Annotated in this window: 15 protein-coding genes; 7 read left to right on the forward strand and 8 right to left on the reverse strand. The window is 67.0% G+C overall.

Annotation, left to right across the window (positions count from 1 at the left end; translation table 11 throughout):
- Positions 1-465 precede the first annotated feature (465 nt).
- From citZ to eif1A, 4 genes are all read right to left on the reverse strand, one after another.
- Positions 466-1,617, reverse strand: a complete 1,152-nt coding sequence (gene citZ, locus L593_RS08825; protein ID WP_020446611.1) for a citrate synthase — start codon at positions 1,615-1,617, stop codon at positions 466-468.
- Between the two features lie 97 nt (positions 1,618-1,714).
- Positions 1,715-2,812: a hypothetical protein gene (locus L593_RS08830; protein ID WP_020446612.1), complete on the reverse strand. Its 1,098-nt coding sequence runs from the start codon at positions 2,810-2,812 to the stop codon at positions 1,715-1,717.
- A 107-nt stretch (positions 2,813-2,919) separates the two neighbouring features.
- Positions 2,920-3,417 (reverse strand): Holliday junction resolvase Hjc, encoded by a 498-nt coding sequence (gene hjc / locus L593_RS08835; protein ID WP_020446613.1) that lies wholly within the window; start codon positions 3,415-3,417, stop codon positions 2,920-2,922.
- Positions 3,418-3,531: 114 nt separating this feature from the next.
- Positions 3,532-3,825: a translation initiation factor eIF-1A gene (eif1A, locus tag L593_RS08840; RefSeq protein WP_020446614.1), complete on the reverse strand. Its 294-nt coding sequence runs from the start codon at positions 3,823-3,825 to the stop codon at positions 3,532-3,534.
- A 177-nt stretch (positions 3,826-4,002) separates the two neighbouring features.
- Between eif1A and radB the strand changes: the two genes are divergently transcribed.
- The gene (radB, locus tag L593_RS08845) at positions 4,003-4,767 is read left to right on the forward strand and encodes a DNA repair and recombination protein RadB (protein ID WP_020446615.1); all 765 of its coding nucleotides are present in this window, start codon (positions 4,003-4,005) and stop codon (positions 4,765-4,767) included.
- Between the two features lie 118 nt (positions 4,768-4,885).
- The gene (gene tgtA / locus L593_RS08850) at positions 4,886-6,394 is read left to right on the forward strand and encodes a tRNA guanosine(15) transglycosylase TgtA (RefSeq protein ID WP_020446616.1); all 1,509 of its coding nucleotides are present in this window, start codon (positions 4,886-4,888) and stop codon (positions 6,392-6,394) included.
- A gap of 41 nt (positions 6,395-6,435) precedes the next feature.
- Here tgtA and L593_RS08855 read toward each other — a convergent pair whose 3' ends face one another.
- Positions 6,436-6,795: a hypothetical protein gene (locus tag L593_RS08855; protein WP_020446617.1), complete on the reverse strand. Its 360-nt coding sequence runs from the start codon at positions 6,793-6,795 to the stop codon at positions 6,436-6,438.
- 160 nt (positions 6,796-6,955) lie between these two features.
- Here L593_RS08855 and L593_RS15645 point away from each other — a divergent pair, with 160 nt between their 5' ends.
- Positions 6,956-9,091 carry a hypothetical protein gene (locus L593_RS15645; RefSeq protein ID WP_144060737.1) on the forward strand — a complete coding sequence of 712 codons (2,136 nt, stop codon included), beginning with the start codon at positions 6,956-6,958 and terminating at the stop codon, positions 9,089-9,091.
- Here the strand turns inward: L593_RS15645 and L593_RS16010 are convergent.
- Positions 9,088-9,228 carry a hypothetical protein gene (locus tag L593_RS16010; protein WP_187292611.1) on the reverse strand — a complete coding sequence of 47 codons (141 nt, stop codon included), beginning with the start codon at positions 9,226-9,228 and terminating at the stop codon, positions 9,088-9,090. The genes L593_RS15645 and L593_RS16010 overlap by 4 nt on opposite strands.
- A gap of 265 nt (positions 9,229-9,493) precedes the next feature.
- Between L593_RS16010 and L593_RS08870 the strand changes: the two genes are divergently transcribed.
- The 3 genes from L593_RS08870 (at position 9,494) to arcS (ending at position 13,891) form a co-directional block, all read left to right on the forward strand.
- On the forward strand, positions 9,494-11,659 hold the full coding sequence (locus L593_RS08870) for a glycoside hydrolase family 3 C-terminal domain-containing protein (RefSeq protein ID WP_020446620.1): 2,166 nt from the start codon (positions 9,494-9,496) through the stop codon (positions 11,657-11,659).
- A gap of 74 nt (positions 11,660-11,733) precedes the next feature.
- The gene (locus tag L593_RS16170; RefSeq protein WP_201764622.1) at positions 11,734-11,934 is read left to right on the forward strand and encodes a hypothetical protein; all 201 of its coding nucleotides are present in this window, start codon (positions 11,734-11,736) and stop codon (positions 11,932-11,934) included.
- 139 nt (positions 11,935-12,073) lie between these two features.
- A complete protein-coding gene (arcS, locus tag L593_RS08880; protein WP_020446622.1) occupies positions 12,074-13,891 on the forward strand; it encodes an archaeosine synthase subunit alpha in 1,818 nt (605 codons plus the stop codon).
- A gap of 18 nt (positions 13,892-13,909) precedes the next feature.
- On the opposite strand, the gene L593_RS16435 is transcribed toward arcS, so the two are convergent.
- Complete coding sequence (locus L593_RS16435) at positions 13,910-14,389, reverse strand: hypothetical protein (RefSeq protein WP_259369961.1); 480 nt, start codon at positions 14,387-14,389, stop codon at positions 13,910-13,912.
- An 82-nt stretch (positions 14,390-14,471) separates the two neighbouring features.
- On the opposite strand from L593_RS16435, the gene L593_RS08890 reads away from it, so the two are divergent.
- Positions 14,472-15,128, forward strand: a complete 657-nt coding sequence (locus tag L593_RS08890; RefSeq protein WP_020446624.1) for an HAD family hydrolase — start codon at positions 14,472-14,474, stop codon at positions 15,126-15,128.
- Positions 15,129-15,177: 49 nt separating this feature from the next.
- Here L593_RS08890 and L593_RS08895 read toward each other — a convergent pair whose 3' ends face one another.
- On the reverse strand, positions 15,178-15,498 hold the full coding sequence (locus L593_RS08895; protein ID WP_020446625.1) for a winged helix-turn-helix domain-containing protein: 321 nt from the start codon (positions 15,496-15,498) through the stop codon (positions 15,178-15,180).
- Positions 15,499-15,592: the final 94 nt, after the last annotated feature.

The raw sequence follows: 15,592 nt of genomic DNA on the forward strand, positions 1-15,592 counted from the left end.
ACACAGCACCGCAGACCGCCACGGAAGCCCCCTCCCGCTCGACTCGGGCGCCTCGCTGCGCTCCTTGGCGGGCGGCGGAGCCGCCCGCCTGCGGTGCTTGCGTCGTCGTCCTTCGTCAAGCGGTCGGCCCCCTTCCGGAGCCCCACCCGTGGGCTCTGGTTCCGTCTCTGCGCGGTGGATCGTCCAACGGCTGTATCGCGTGGGACGGTCCCCTGCATCTGCAGGCGGAACCACCGCCGTGTTTCGCGATCCCGAAATCAGCTACGGGTGGGACTGGAAGGGGCCGACCGCTCGTCGCAGGTAAGGATGCAAGCACCGAAGTGAGCGAGCGATAGCTCGCGAACGAGGAGCACAGCGAGTTAGCTGCGACGAGCGGGAGGGGGCTTCCAAGCGGTTCGTCACGAGCGATCTAGCGGTCGCTGTGGTATGACCTGCAGAAACGCCCGAAGAATCAGCACCGAAATTCTACCGCTCGTCGATCGGGACCCACTCGGCTTCCTCCGGCCCGGTGTACCGTCCACGCGGCCGGATCAGCCGATTGTCCTCCTGATACTCCAAGACGTGCCCGACCCACCCGCCGACCCGACTCATCGCGAAGATGGGCGTGTACATGTCGACGGGGATGCCGAGCTGGTAGTAGACGGTCCCGGAGTAGAAGTCGACGTTGGGCGCGATGCCCTTCTCGACGAGGCCCTGCTCCTCGGTGAGGTACTCCTCGATCGTCGTGGTGTAGTCGTACCACTTCTCGTCGCCGTTGGCCTCCGAGAGCTCCTTGCAGCGGGCCTGCAGGATCTTCGCGCGGGGGTCCTTGACGTTGTAGACGCGGTGGCCGAAGCCGGGGATGCGCCGGCCCTCGTCGGTGGCGTTCTTGACCCAGTCCAGGGGATCCCGATCGCTCTCGTCGACCTCGATGAGCATCTCCATGACGTCCTGGTTGGCGCCGCCGTGGAGCGGGCCGGAGAGCGCGCCGATACCGGCGGTGACCGAGGAGTAGACGTCGGCCATCGTCGAGGCGACGACCATCGACGTGAACGTCGAGGCGTTGAGGCCGTGGTCGGCGTGGAGGATGAGCGCCTGGTCGATCGTCTCGGCGGCGATGTCGTCGGGCTCCTCGCCGGTGAGCATGTAGAGGAAGTTCTCGGCGAGGTCGAGGTCGGGGTGGGGATCGACGGGCGCCTCGTCCATCCGGTAGCGCTCGAAAGCCGCGAGGATCGTCGGGATCTTGGCGGTGATGCGGCGGCCCTTGCGGAGCGTGGCGTCGAGATCCTCCGGGTCGGCATCGGGTTCGGGCTCGTCGGCGGAGAGGGCCGAGACCGCGGTCCGGAGCGCGGCCATGGGCTCCTCGCCGCTGGCCGCGAGCCGCCGAACGGTTTCGAGGACGTCGGCGGAGAGTTCCCGCTCCTCGGCGATGGAGTCGGCGAACGCCTCGAGCTCCTCGGCGGTCGGCAGTTCGTCGTGCCAGAGCAGGTAGAGCACTTCTTCGTAGGTGGCCTCCCGGGCGAGCGTCTCGATGTCGTAGCCGCGATAGATCAGGCGGCCGGCGTCACCGTCGATCGAGCTGAGCCCGGACTCGGCGACGAGCACCCCTTCGAGTCCCTTCTGCACGTCCTCTAGCATGGCCGGAAGCTACCCGACGGTTCCTGAAAAGGGTTGCCAATCCGGGTATGAAGTGCACGTTCGTCGCCGGCGATCCGGCCGAGATTCGCACGAATGGTCACTCGTCCGCGAGTCCGTCTCCGGGTTCACCCGGCGAGGCGGCAGCTTCCCGTTGCCTCGCCGAGGTCCAGAGACCCAGGCCAGCGATCGCCCAGCCGAGCCCCACCGGCACGACCGTTACCGCGAGCCCGAGCGCCGCGGGGGCGTCGAACTGCGCCAGCCAGTCCCACCCGCCGAGCGAGACGAGCCACGCGGTGCCGACGGCGCCGATGAGTCCACCCACCTGCAACGATCGGATCCGCCACCGAGGCAGGCGCCCCGACAGCTCCGCCGTCGCCGCGAAGGGAATCACCGCCACCGCCGCCAGTAGTGCCCCGATCAGGAAGGGCGTCGCAACGTCCTCGCTCCCGGCGACCCGCACCGGCGCGGCGTCACCGGTCGCGTTCGCGGCGGCGATCAGGAGTCCAATCAGTGCGATCCAGTACGCCGCGCGTTCGATTCGCCGGATCCGCTCGCTCACGGTCGCTACGGCCTGTTTGACGGCGGAGTGGAGTCCGATGGTCCCGACGAGCAGGGCGAGGGCCGCGAGGCTCGTCACGTTTCGCCAGAGCGTCGCGTCGATCGACCCGGCGTCCGCACCTGCGGCGAGGAGCGGCGTGCTGGCCCAGCCGAGGCCGCCGAGCATCGCCGCCATCCCGCCCCGGCGCAGCCACGCCGGTCGATCGAGCACCGGTTCGAGGAACGTCTTGATGCTCAGCGCCGCGGTCACCAGCCCGGCCGTCGTCGCGGCGAGCACGAACGCGAGCCCGAGGTAGAACCCTTCTGCCCCCTGGATCGATCTGTCGAACGCGGGGAGCCGAGGGAGATAGAGGAAGGCGGCGAGCCCGATTCCGACGGCGAGTCCCACGCGGAGGTGTCGGGTGACGTGGAGGGCGGCGAGCAGGGAGTCGTGGGGTTCTGCTGCGTCGGGCTGACCCCGGTCGGCCCGCACCCCATCGTCGGCCCGCCCCTCGCCGTCGGCTTGGTCCCCGCCGTCGGCCGGGCCCTCGTGCTCGACCTGTCCCCCGCTGTCGGCCGATTCGCCACGCTCGGCCTCGTCCCGACGCTCACTCGGCTGGGCGTCCGTGGCGTCGGTCTCGCTGCCGTTTCCGCTCACTACCAGGGGGTTCTGCCGGCACACCCAAAGCGGCGTCGGATCGCGTCGCCCGAGGCGGCACCGTGCTCCGCCCTGCACGCCGGCTTTCCGGGGGGCTCCCCAGCCGATCAGCCGTCGATCATCTCTGCCCCTTCCTCGGGTTCGAGGGTGCCGTCGGCGACGGCGTTGCAGATGTCGAGCGTCGCGACGGAGGGCTCGTCGTCGGTCGTGGGCCCGCTCGCGGCGAGTTCTTCGAGGGTCTCGCCGGATTCGATGGCGAACTCCTTCTTGACGCGGCGGTTCGCGCTCGCGGTCGAGTGCAGTTCGTCGGGGTGGAAAAAGTACCAGTCCTCGCGGTCGAATCGCGCGGCGACCCGGGGGCGCGCGCCGAAGTTCTGCGCGAAGTAGATCAGCGCCTCGACCTCCTCTGCGGTGAGGTAGATCGGATCGCCCGCGCTCGATTTCGCCTCGATCGCGTAGAACGCCTCGCCGTCGCCGGCGAGCACGTCCGGCAGCTCCCGCTCCGTCGCGGAGCCGGAGGCCGGCGCTCGCATGACGGCGAACCCCGTGGCGTCGAGCTCGTTGACGAGCTCGCGCTCCCGGCGGTCGCCTTTCGCGTTGGACATACCGGCAGGTCGCCGTCGGACGGCAATAAACTCGTGGGCAGCGGGGTGAAAGTGGTCGCGGGAACCGACCGGTCGGCCCTGAGCGGTGCAGCAACGAGCGGGGTCGGCTCCGAGCTATCCGATGTAGCCTTCCTCGCGCAGGGTCTCCGCCTGGGACTTCTCGTAGCGCCAGGAGATGTCCCCTTTCTCGTCCTGCCAGTCCCACGGTTCCACCAGCACGACGTCGTCCTCCCGGATCCAGATCCGCTTTTGCATCTTGCCGGGGATCCGCGCCGTCCGTTCGACGCCGTCCGCACACCGCACCCGGACGCGGTTCGCTCCAAGCATCTCGAGGACCTCCGCGAACACCTCGTCGTCGTCGGGCATCCGGATGTCCTCGACGCTGGCGGGGCCGTCCTCGTCGCTCATGGCTACCGCTTCGCAGGGCGGCGATTTAACTCTTCATTCTACGACCGGCACGCGAGCGACGGATTTCCGGGGTGTCGGCCCCAGCAGTCGCCCCATCGAAGCCGAGGCTCGGACGGAATCTCGGACCGGCGGAACCGATCACCGCACTTTTGCGGGGTCCCCCCGTACCACGCGCCAGTGAGCGACCCGATCCCGACCGGCTGCGAGCCCCTCGACGAGCTGCTGGGCGGTGGCTTCGAGCGAGGCACGGTCACCCAGCTCTACGGCCCGCCAGCGGCCGGGAAGACGAACGTCGTGCTCTCGGCGGCTGCCGCGGTCGCGGCCGACGGTGGCACGACGGTCATCGTCGACACCGAGGGCGTCTCCATCGATCGCTTCGAGCAGGTCGTGGGCGCTCGAGCGCGTCCGGAGACCGCTCCCGACGGACCGGCGGTCGACGACGCGGTTGCAGCCGCCGATGCAGGAGCCGGCGAGGACCTACAGACGCTCGCCGAGCGGATCGTCGTCCAGGACGCGCTGGACTTCGCCGAACAGCGCGAGGCCGTCAAGGACGCCGAGGCGTTCGCCGAACAGGCCGATCTCATCGCACTCGACAGCGCGACGGGGTTCTATCGGCTCCAGCGCGACAAGGACCAGGAGGGCGGCGAGGCGCTACGCGCCGTCGCCGACCAGATCACCCACCTTCTCTCGCTGGCGCGCCGAGAGGACCTCGCGGTCGTCATCACCAACCAGGTCTACACCGACCCCGAGGAGGACCGAATCCACGCCCTCGGCGGCCACACCCTGGATCACTGGACCGGGACGATTCTCCGCATCGACCGATTCCGCGGCGGCAACCGCCGGGCGACCCTCGAAAAACACCGCGCCAAACCCGCCGGCGAGACCGCGCAGTTCCGCATCACCGACGAGGGACTGGCCGGCACCGAGCAGGACCGGCTCTGAGAGCGGGCCATCGCTCCGTCTGCAATCGCCGCTGCCCGTTCCGTCGTCGCAGCGCAGCCCAGACGGAACCCTTAGGCGCGGGCCTTCCCGATGCACTCTCGTGCAAGCGTCCACGCCCGTGCGGGAGTGCTTCGAGTTGCAGGCAGTCGACGGTGCGGGACGCATCGGGGAGCTGACGATCCCGCGTGCGGACGTCACCGTCGAGACGCCCGCGCTCCTGCCCGTCATCAATCCCAACATCGACACGGTCGCGCCGGCCGACCTGGAGTCCGAGTTCGGCGCGGAGATCCTCATCACGAACGCCTACATCATCCACGGCAACGAGGGGCTCCGCGAGCAGGCCCTCCAGGAGGGCCTCCACGAACTGCTCGATTTCTCCGGCGCGATTATGACCGACTCGGGTGCCTTCCAGCTCTCCGAGTACGGCGAGATCGACGTCACGACCGAGGAGATCCTCCAGTTCCAGCGCGAGATCGGGTCGGACGTCGGGACGCCCGTCGACCTCCCGACGCCGCCCGACGTCGCTCGCGAGGAGGCCGAACGGCAACTCGAGACCACGCTCGACCGGCTCCAGATCGCCGACGACGCAGCCACCGGCGAGATGCTCGTGACGGCGCCGGTCCAGGGCTCGACCTATCCCGACCTCCGCGAGCGCGCCGCTCGCAAGGCCTACGCCACCGGCCTCGACGTGTTTCCCGTCGGCGCGGTCGTCCCGCTGCTCGGCGACTACCGCTTCGCGGACGTCGTCGACGTCGTCGCCGCGGCGAAGCGCGGGCTCGGCGAGGACGCCCCGGTCCACCTCTTCGGCGCCGGCCACCCGATGATGTTCGCGCTCGCGGCAGCGGCCGGCTGCGATCTCTTCGACTCCGCGGCCTACGCCCTCTACGCTCGCGACGACCGCTACATGACCGTTCGCGGCACCGAGTACCTCGACGACCTCGAGTACCTCCCCTGTGACTGCGCGGTCTGCACCGAGTACGACGCCGACGGGCTCCGCGACCTTCCCGGCGGCGAGCGCGAACGGAGGCTCGCGGAGCACAACCTCTCCGTGAGCTTCGCGGAGATCCGGCGGGTTCGCCAGGCCATCCGCCGGGGCAACCTCCTCGAACTCGTCGAGACCCGCGCTCGCAGCCACCCTGCACTCCTCGCGGGCTACCGCGCGCTCCTCGAGCACGCCGAGTGGCTCGCGGCGTCCGACCCGATCGTCAAGGACACGTTCTTCTACACCTCCACGGAGAGCGCCGACCGGCCGGAGGTTCAGCGCTACCACGACCGCTTGGAACGGCTGGACCTGGCTGGCGTCGATACGCTCCTCGTCACGGAGGCCGACCCTGGCGGCGGCTACGACGAATCCTGGGACCTCCGCCCGCCCTTCGGCCCCGTGCCGCCCGCGCTCTCCCGGGTGTACCCGCTCACCGCCGAAACGCCGGAGCGCCCCGACCGCCGGGCCCGTGAGCGGGCCGTCGACGCGATCGCTCGGCTCCACGCCTGCACGAGCGACGTCGAGATCACCGTGGGCCACCGGGGCTGGCCCGACGACGTGATCGCCGACCTGCCGCCGTCGGTCGAGGCGGTCGACGTGACTGCCGGAGACCAGGGGACTGGCCGCTCGGAACGCCAGGATTGAGCACTCGCACACCAGCTACCGACTGCGTTCGACACCGCCCGTCAGAACAGGTCCGCGTCGTCGCCGTCCTCGTCGTCGACCTCGCCACGGGCCGCGACGGTCGTCGAATCGCTGGTCGTGTTCTCGAGACGCTGCTCGATCAGGGCCTCGAAGTCGTCGGTCTCGTCGTACTGCGTGCGGAGGTCGACCGCGGCGCGGCCCTCCTCCGTGATCTCGTAGAGCCCCGATTGCTTGGCGGGCCCCACTTTCCGGGCGAGCCCGTAGTCGGCCAGCACGGGCAAGCGGTTGTTGACGTTCTTGCGGCTCTTTCCAGTCACCTTCGCGAGGTTCGTCGCGACGTTTCGGCCGTAGGTGTGCAGAGCTTCGAGAATCAGGAAATCGGTTGGCTGGCGGAGTCGCATTTGCGGACTGTGACCGGCTATGGTTGATCTCCTTATAATTCTTGGGGGATCACGATAATTGTATCCTGGAGAGGAGCCATTTTCTCACAACACCCCGCCAATCGCCGCCACGCCAGCACACTTTAGTCGCTGGCTACGTAGTTATTCTTCACTACCAGCCATGGCTGACTCCCATTCTCCCGGGACGCTCATCACGCAGTCCTTCGGGGTCGACCATGGCCTGGACGTCGTCGATCCGATCGAGCGGCTGCGACGGACGATCCGGACCGACGGCCCGGTCTCGCCGACGGACGTCTCGCCAGATCGGTTCCCGATGCCGGTCGAGTCCGCTGTCGAGATCGAGACATCGAGGGTCGTGCTTCCAGTAGAATCGCAACTTTGCATCCGCGATGTCGAAGGCCGGATGTTGGAAGAGGTCCAACTCGAAACAAAACGGTCACTTCCCGAGAGCACTTACTTCATTGAACCTGGTGGGATTATTAAAATATATCTCAAAGTAACCAGTCCGCTTGAGATCCGTCAAGACGGGTCCGCAACTGAGGTTCAGTTCGACGGTGAGATCGCAGTCTCCATTGGGAGTTGTTCCACGCACGATAGGCCTGCTACCACGATCACGGTAACGGAAGAACCATCGGACCTATTGCCAGCCATAACCGCATTTGGCTCTGCACTGAAGACAAAGTCTCCTGAGAGGGCCTTCCCGACCCATCGCGGACATCCACCGAAACTGAAACTCGGTGACAGTTTGGATGTGCCCAGCGGTTTGGAACCGCCGTCAGATCGGATCGAGGTACAGGTTCCTCCACGATTTGCCGACATTTTCGCTGTTGCCCCACTGGCGTACTATCTGGGTGCTCCAGTCAAGGACGGTCCTCCGAGAATCGTCGGGGACTCCTGGACTCATTCGCTCGAATCCCATGGTAGCTTAGAGCATGGCGTCGAACGAACGCTCAAGAAACTGTTCTTGCTTGACTGCGTTACTCGCACGGAAGGGATCTATCAGATCGATTTGTTTGAACGCAAACAGCTCGAAGAACATCTCGATCTCGACTTTCCTTCGCTCTACGGTGAGCGGCACGACCGGCGGGTCGAAGCCTACCTGAGCGTCCCGTTCGATTCAATCGAGGATGTCGTGCCGGACTGGAAACATGCTGCACACGTGGCCCCCCGTCCAAAGAGTGCGGAAGCACTACCCTATCTCGTTGATGACCTCGCTCTGGTACGCACTGCAGAAGCGGAACCAGTCTCATCCGATGCGATTCAAACCGGGGCAACGCAGGGCCTCGTGCGTGGAGTCGATGCGAAGGTATTCGAGCAACGGCCTGAATGTCTCCAGAACCTCTCGGCCCCAGGTATCGTCCGGGGAGATGTTACTGCCGAAGCCGACTATGTCCATCCAACAGATCCCGCCCAAACGATTGAAGAAACCTGGGTCGGTGATGGGACACCAATCGGTGCATCGAAAGCCATCCCAGAAGCATTCGAAAATCGGACTGGCAGATCCTTGTCAACCGGGTCGATCGATATTTCGGTCGTCTGCAATGCTGAAGAGATGGCTGAAGAGGGGGACCTCGTGGACGATGCCTACGGGTCTCGTGCCGAAGCCGAACTTCCCTTCGATATTACGATTCGCTCAGACACGACTTCCGAAGAACTGACCGATATTTTGGCAGAGGAACGGGATTTTCTCCACTACATCGGGCATATCGACGACGATGGATTTCGTTGCACAGATGGCCGTCTTGACGCGAGTCAGATCGAAGACGTAGGAGTTGACGCATTTTTCCTGAACGCTTGCCAGTCCTACGAGCAGGGAACCGCTCTCGTCGAAGCTGGAGCAATTGGAGGAATTGTCACGGTTAGGAACGTGGCCAATCTCGGAGCAGTGAAAATCGGTCGAGCGGTAGCACAGTTGCTGAATTCTGGCTTTCCGCTCCGTCCAGCGCTGGACATTGCTCGCGACGAGAGTATCATCGGATGCCACTACATCGTCGTCGGTGACGGCGGGCTCTCAATCGTGCAGCCGATGAGTGGCACTCCGTATCTCGGAGACATCGAGCAAACGGGGGAGAAATACAAACTATCGTTGGACCTGTTTGGCGCGTCTCCTGGAATGGGTGGGGTGTTCTCTCCTCACCTCGCTGGCGTCTCTGAGTACTACCTGGCATCAGGCTCGATTACTGAATTGGTCGTCACTGGGGATGAACTGGATTCTTTCTTACACAACGAGAACTTCCCAGTCCGTAGGAACAGCTGGCTCGAGTGGAGTAACGAACTTTCTGCTGAGCATCTTTAGACGATCGTAGTTCCATTCGCACCGTCTGCCGCGACACTCCCGACTTGCGAGAGCGCCAGCAGCAGCGTGAACAGCACGCCGATCTTTCGGGGGTTGTTCGCCAGGTACTGCATCATTCGACCATTGCTATCGGACATGGCAATTGGATACAGTGCCGGTGCCAAATTAAAATTATCTAATACTTTCCGACGAAAGACAGGTGGATGCCATGCAAATACGCGTACATAATGGGTGCTTACAGGGCTCTACCCGCTCTAAACCGCGGTTTTGCGATCGAACGCCGATCGAAGCTCGGTGGTCACCGACTACGGTAGCCAAATGCCATCTCTCGTGCGCGCTCACGAACGAGGCAGGACCTTCGGCTGCCCGAACACCCAAGCGAGTTCGGGGGCGTTCTCCGTCATGGACCACCAGACCGACCGCGTCCAGGAGCTGGTCGACCAGCTCACGCGCGAGGAGAAGCTCTCGCTCGTGCACGGCCACGTCGACCCGACGCGTAGCGCAACGGGCTATCTCCCCGGCGTCGAGCGCCTCGACGTCCCGGAGTTCCGACTCGTCGACGGCCCGCTCGGCGTCCGGGTTCCGGGCGAGTCGTCGACGGCGTTCCCCGCGCCGCTTGCCGTCGCTGCGACGTTCGATCCGGACCTCGCTCGCCAGAAGGGTGCTGCCATCGGTCGCGAGACCCGTGCGCTGGGGCAGGACTCGTTGCTCGCCCCCGGCCTGAACCTGATCCGGATGCCCCACTGCGGCCGAAACTTCGAGTACTACAGCGAGGACCCGGTCGTGACCAGCGCGTTCGCCGCCGCGTCGGTCGAGGGCGTCCAGTCCCAGGACGTGATCGCGACGCCGAAGCACTACGTCGCGAACAACCAGGAGACCGACCGCGCCGTCGTCAGCGCCGACGTCTCCGAGCGCGCGCTTCGTGAACTCTACCTGCCGGGCTTCGAAGCGGCCGTCGAGTCCGGCGCGGGTTCGGTGATGACCTCCTACAACCGCGTGAACGGCACGCACATGTCCGAGAACGAGCGGCTCGTCACGGACGTCCTCAAGGAGGAGTTCGGCTTCGACGGTTACACCGTCTCGGACTGGTACGGGACGGAGAGCACGGTGGCCGCCGCCAACGCGGGGCTCGACCTCGAGATGCCAGGGATCCCGATGGAGGCGATGATGGGGCCCGCGATGGAAGACGACGGGGCCGATGCGGAGGACGAGGCCGCCGAGGGCGACGAAGCCAGCCCGGACGCCGGTGACGCACCCGAGGAGATCGACCTCGGCGAGTTCGAGGACGGCATGCCCGACCCCGAGAACCACGGCCAGTTTGCCGAGCCGCTCGGCGAGGCAATCGACGCTGGCGAGGTGCCCGAGTCGCGCCTCGACGACATGGTCGCTCGAGTCCTCGGGCAGATGGCTGCCTGTGGCGCGCTCGACGGCGAGCAGACCGACGGCGCGATCGACACTGACGAGCACCGCGAGCTCGCAAGCGAGATCGCCAGCCGCGGACAGGTCCTGCTGGAGAACGACGGCGTCCTGCCGTTCGCGGACGACGTCGACGTCGCGCTCGTGGGGCCGAACCTCGACGAACCGACGCTGGGTGGCGGTGGCTCCTCGGAGACGACGCCGATCGAGGCAACGACGACCGTCGAGGGCGTGGAGGCCCGGGCGTCCGAGGGCGGTGGCGACGTCACCGTCGCCCGCGGCGTGGCGCCCATCGAGGACCTCTCCTTCTTCGACCTCGGCGAGGACGACGAGGAGGCCGAGTTCGACGGCTCGATCGACGACGCGGTCGCCGCAGCCGAGGACGCGGACGTCGCACTCGTCGTCGTCCGCGACCAGGCAACCGAGGCGCTCGACCGTCCGGACCTCCGGCTGCCCGGCGACCAGGACGACCTCGTGGAGGCCGTGGCTGCCGCCAACGAGAACACGGTCGTCGCCGTCCGCTCTAGCGGCCCGGTCGAACTGCCGTGGCGCGAGGACGTCGCCGCGATCCTCACCTCCTGGTACCCCGGCCAGGCCGACGGCGAGTCGCTCGCCACCGTCTGCTGGGGCGACGTCGACGCGTCGGGTCGACTCCCGGTCACGTTCGCACCCGAGTCGGAGTACCCCGCCCGAGCGCCCGAGCAGTACCCCGGCGTCGACGGTCACGCCAGCTACGACGAGGGCGTCTTCGTCGGCTACCGGCACTTCGACGCCGGTCGCGGCACCGCGACGTATCCGTTCGGGCACGGCCACTCCTACGCGGCCTTCGAGTACCGCGACGCGACGGCCGTCGACGAGTCGACCGTGGAGGTGACGGTCGCGAACGTCGCCGAGCGCGACGGCCGCGAAGTGGTGCAGGCGTACGTCCGACCGCCGGAGGCCGACGTCGAGCGGCCCGAACGCGAACTCGGCGGGTTCACAGCCGTGGACGTGCCGGCAGGCGAGGAGCGGACCGTCACGATCGACCTCGACGACCTGGCGTTCGCCCACTACGACGAAGTCGGCGGCTGGGCGACGCCCGCGGGCGAGTACGCCGTCGAGATCGGGCGCTCTGCCCAGGATCTCCGGCTGTCGACCACGGTCGAGCGGTAGGCGGAGCGGCGCGCCCGCCACCTCGTTTCACGAGGCGTGTGAACATTTATCACAAACGGGCGCGTAGTATACTGTTGGACCAGCCCATGAGCATCAAGGACACCGTCCAGAGCCTGCTCGGCGGATCGAACGACCTCGAGGACGAGGTCGAGGCGGCCCCAGAGGAGTCGCCGTCACACGTCTGCCAGAGCTGCGGGGAGGAGTACTTCTCCGACCCCGAGATGGAGATCGACACGTGCCGGAGCTGTGGCGGGATCAAGGTCGAGCGAGTATAGGGCAACGGAGCGAACACGGAGCGGCAGCGGCGCGGATTTTTTCGGGGTCGGCGGGCGCCAGCGACTGTGCCGACGCTGCCGGCGCTCCGGCGTCACCCAGACCGACACGCCTATTCGCCGAGCGGTGCCCAGATCGGGTATGACGGAGTACTTCGAGATCCACGAGCGGGACGGGGCGGCCCGGCTCGGCGAGCTTCGCCTGGCCGACCCCCTGCGGACACCGGCGCTCGTGGACGACGTGCTCGAAGACGCGGGCAGCCTGTGGAGCGCGGATCGCGCGCTCCCGACCGGTGAGGAGGCCAACGGGCCCGCGGGCACGGACGACGCGCTCACGATCCTGCCCCACCGGGGGCTCCCCGCGGGCACGGACCCCGAGGTCCAGTCCTCGTTCGCCCCCGAGTACCCCCAGGTGGACTTCCCCAGCGCCGCGGTGGTCCACCAGGATACTGCCGCTGATCTCGGGCAGGACGCCTACGTGCTCTCGAGTGCGCAGGGCGTCGTCGGCCACGCCGCCGCGTTCGCAGAAGCGCTCGTCGAGACCCGGGAGGCGATCCAACCCGATTCGGCGCTCTACCTCCCCGGGGTCGCCACGCCGGGCAACGTCGCGACGCTCGTCTACGCCGGCGTCGATCTCCTCGACACCGACCGGGCGGTGATCCGCGGTACGCAGGGCCGGTATCTCACGACCGACGGCGAGACGTGGCTCGAGGATTTCGACGACGCAGACGAACTGCCCTGCCCCTGCCCCGCCTGCCAGCAGCCCGCGGGCACGTTCGACCGCGAGGACTGCGTCGAGCACAACGTCGCCGCGTTGCGCGCCGAGGTCGCCCGCGTCCGCGCGAAGATCCGGAACGGCTCGCTCCGGGACTACGTCGAGGGCCAGGCTCGCCACGAGCAGTGGCACACCGCCACCTTCCGGCGGCTCGACCAGCAGTGGGCCTACCTCGAGGAACGGACGCCCCTCGTGCGGCGGGGCGAGATCACCGCGGCCTCCGAGGACACGCTCCGCCGGGTCGAGATCCAGCGCTACGCGGATCGAGTCACGTCGCGCTATCGCCCCAGATTCGACGACTACCCGCTCGTGCTAGTCCCCTGCTCGGCCTCGAAGCCCTACAGCGACTCCCAGAGCCACCGCCAGTTCCACGACGCGATCGACTACCGGGGGCACGTCGTCTCGATCACGAGTCCGATCGGCGTGGTCCCCGCCGAACTCGAACTCACCTACCCCGCCCAGCACTACGACTCGGTCGTGACCGGCGAGTGGTCGGCGACGGAGGTCGAGTTCGTCGCGACCGTCCTCGCAGCCTACCTCGAGCGCGCGGACTACCCCCGGATCGTCGCACACGTGCCGGAGGACTACCGACCGATCATGGAGCGGGCGATCGCTGAGCTTGGCGATGGCGCGGACTCGCTCTCCGTCGAGTACACCGTCGCCGACCACCCGACGACGGAGGAATCGCTGGGGAATCTCGACGCTGCCCTCGACGGCGAACTCCGCTACAGCAAGGGGCAGCGCTACCGCTCGATCGTCCGCGGGATTGCGGACTACATGCTCGGCGACGGCGCTGGCGACGACGTGTTCGACGACGTGGTCGTCCACGGTCGCTATCCGAAACTCCAGGTCGACCGTGCGGACGCCAGCGAGCGCTCCGACGAGGGCCAACTCGCCGCCGTCGTCCCGCAGTACGGCACCCTCGCATTCACGCTGGAGGGTGCTCGCGCGTGGACCAACTCCGGGGCACCGGTGAAGCGCGTCGAAATCGACGAGTTCGTCCCGCACGGCAGCGCGCTCGCGCCGGGGGTCGTCGACGCTGACGACGAGATCCGTCCCGGCGACGAGGTGATCGTCGAGGGGCCACTGGCGTTCGGCGTCGGGCGCGCTGCGATGTCCGGCCCGGAGATGGCAGCGAGTACGCGCGGGGTGGCGGTCGACGTGCGACACGTCGAGGAGCGCTGAGTCTGCGCCCGTCGGTCTTCAGCCCTCTTCGTCACGAGTCGCGTCGCTTCGAGGCTCTGCGTCCTGACGCTCCTCACTTCGCGACGCTTCAGTTCGCGACGCTTCACTTCGCGCCTCTTCGCTCGGAGGCTCGTCTCCACGGGCCGCCTCGTCTCGGGTCCCTTGCCCCCGAATCGCTTCGTCTCGGCTATCTTCTGCGCGAGTTTCTTCCGAGCGGACCGCTACACTTCCGGGTTCTTCCTCCTCGGTCGCTCCCTCCCGGGTCGATCCCTCTCCAGGGGCTTCCTCGCTACGACCGCCCGGGAATCGATCCCACCCCGAGAGGTGGCCGAGGCAGTAGAAGAACGCGACCCAGCCGATGAACAACCCGGTGACGACCATGGCGAAGTCCGCGAACGTCGTGCCGACGACCAGGTCGTAGCCGATCCCGAACGTGAGCAGCGTGAGCGACGCGCCGAGCAACAGCAGGCACCGTGGAGCGCTCTCTGGAGGGTCCATGCCCCCTTCTACCACGGCCTCACCCAAGAAACTCCGCCGTGACACCGCCGAATGCAAGTGCGCTGGCCTCCGAACCACCCGCATGTCCGAGACTGCAGTCTGGTTCGACCTCGACGGCACTTTGCTCCAGCACGAGCGAACGTTCGACGCGTTCGTGCGGGACGCCCTCGTCGCGAGCGGGGTGGTGAACCCGCCCGAGCAGGCCCACGACGTCTTCGCCGAGCGGATCTTCGGCGCGCTGGAACGCTGCGAGGACGATCCGATCGAGCGCGCTTTCGAGGCCGTCGACGCACAGCTCGGGATCGACGTCGACACCGCGGCGGCAGCCGACGCCTATCGCGAAATCGAAGTCGACGGGACGACGCTCGCCGACGGTGCACGCGAGACGATCGACGCGGCCGCCGAGCGCGCGGCGGCCGTCGGCGTCCTCTCCAACGGCGAGGGCGACCTCCAGCGCGCGAAACTCGACGCCCACGACCTCGCGGACGCCTTCGACGCTGTCGTCATCTCCAACGAGGTCGGCGCGCGCAAGCCCGACCCGGAAATCTTCGCCACGGCTGCCGATCGCCTCAGCGCGAACGGCGTCGACGCCGCCGAGCACGTGTTCGTCGCCGACGAGTACGAGACGGACATCGGCCCCGCCGAGCAGGCAGGGTGGTCCGCCATTCACGTTCGGAACGACGAGGGACCCTCCGGGAGCGTGAACCGGGTGGGATCGTTGGGAACCCTGTTGCTGTAGCGACGAATCCGCTGTCGAGCAATTACGGCTGCATCGGACGTTTCAACTGCTACTCGACGAGTCGCTGGAGGGTCACGCCGTCGAGTTCGAACAGCTTCTGTGCGACCGCGGTCTCTGCGGTCCTGTACCGCGTGCCGCTGCCGGCTTCGATGGGTTGGGCGACGCCGAACTCGACGAGTTCGTCGACGTGGTTGTAAACGCTCTTGCGTGAAATCCCGGCGTTCTCAGCGAGTTCCGAGATCGTGAACTCGCGGGAACGCTTCCCGGCGAACACGGAGAGGAGCTTCACGCGGGCGGAATCCCCGAGGAGTTCCACGATTGGGGTGCCGTCTGCGTAGGCTTCCTCGTCGGGTGCCTGGGTTGTGGCCATGGCCAACCGTCGAACTCCATGCAACAAAAGTGTGTGGTAGGATACCGTCAGTGTGAATTATTTTTCGCGAAGGTTCATCCGTGATACCGCGGCG

Origin of the sequence: Salinarchaeum sp. Harcht-Bsk1, assembly GCF_000403645.1 — an archaeon.
Taxonomy (GTDB): Archaea; Halobacteriota; Halobacteria; order Halobacteriales; family Salinarchaeaceae; genus Salinarchaeum.

Excerpts from the sequence above, each read along its gene's own strand:
- L593_RS16435 (WP_259369961.1), bottom strand. The coding sequence starts at position 14,389 with ATGGACCCTCCAGAGAGCGCTCCACGGTGCCTGCTGTTGCTCGGCGCG.
- L593_RS15645 (WP_144060737.1), top strand. The coding sequence starts at position 6,956 with ATGGCTGACTCCCATTCTCCCGGGACGCTCATCACGCAGTCCTTCGGG.
- L593_RS08855 (WP_020446617.1), bottom strand. The coding sequence starts at position 6,795 with ATGCGACTCCGCCAGCCAACCGATTTCCTGATTCTCGAAGCTCTGCAC.
- L593_RS16010 (WP_187292611.1), bottom strand. The coding sequence starts at position 9,228 with ATGTCCGATAGCAATGGTCGAATGATGCAGTACCTGGCGAACAACCCC.
- citZ (WP_020446611.1), bottom strand. The coding sequence starts at position 1,617 with ATGCTAGAGGACGTGCAGAAGGGACTCGAAGGGGTGCTCGTCGCCGAG.
- arcS (WP_020446622.1), top strand. The coding sequence starts at position 12,074 with ATGACGGAGTACTTCGAGATCCACGAGCGGGACGGGGCGGCCCGGCTC.
- L593_RS08895 (WP_020446625.1), bottom strand. The coding sequence starts at position 15,498 with ATGGCCACAACCCAGGCACCCGACGAGGAAGCCTACGCAGACGGCACC.
- hjc (WP_020446613.1), bottom strand. The coding sequence starts at position 3,417 with ATGTCCAACGCGAAAGGCGACCGCCGGGAGCGCGAGCTCGTCAACGAG.
- L593_RS08870 (WP_020446620.1), top strand. The coding sequence starts at position 9,494 with ATGGACCACCAGACCGACCGCGTCCAGGAGCTGGTCGACCAGCTCACG.
- eif1A (WP_020446614.1), bottom strand. The coding sequence starts at position 3,825 with ATGAGCGACGAGGACGGCCCCGCCAGCGTCGAGGACATCCGGATGCCC.
- L593_RS08890 (WP_020446624.1), top strand. The coding sequence starts at position 14,472 with ATGTCCGAGACTGCAGTCTGGTTCGACCTCGACGGCACTTTGCTCCAG.